Genomic DNA, 579 nt, shown 5'->3' on the forward strand with positions numbered 1-579 from the left:
ACGATACAGTCGAGGTAAACAATCGGGTAAATGGCATCTAACGGGCGCGACTGCCATTCCACAACTTGCTCGATAACCGCATTAGTAACGCGAGAAACCAATGTTGGTGATATCTCTGCACCGTACCATTCATCAAACGCATTGACGATTTCACGGGTACTCATGCCTTGTGCATAAAGCCAGAGAATTTTATCGTCCATGGAGGTGAAACGGGATTGATGCTTTTTAACGAGCTTAGGCTCGAAGGAGCCTTCACGGTCACGAGGAGTGTTGAGTTCAAACTCGCCATCTTCGGTTTTTACGCGTTTACTGCTCTTACCGTTGCGACTGTTTGATGACGTAGACTTTTGATTTCTTTCGTAGCCAAGATGCTCATCCATTTCTGCGTTCAATGCCGCTTCAACGGTGATTTTCTTCAACATCTGACTAAATTCGTTTAAGTCTTCAGGTGTTTTAATGCCTTTGGCCGCTTCCTTTGCGAAAGCTTCAAGCTCTTTCTTATTCATGTTCATCTGCCTATCCTTAACTCTCTATAGAGTAAATTGAGATAGGCAGTTACACAAAATTAGTTACAGTCTC

At 43.7% G+C, this 579-nt stretch carries 1 protein-coding gene; it reads right to left on the minus strand.

Annotation, left to right across the window (positions count from 1 at the left end):
• On the minus strand, nucleotides 1–506 hold a 506-nt coding region (locus NO989_RS21910), incomplete at its 3' end, for a transposase (protein WP_371343207.1).
• Nucleotides 507–579 lie beyond the last annotated feature (73 nt).

This window comes from Alteromonas sp. DY56-G5 (assembly GCF_041414725.1).
Lineage (GTDB): Bacteria > Pseudomonadota > Gammaproteobacteria > Enterobacterales > Alteromonadaceae > Alteromonas > Alteromonas macleodii.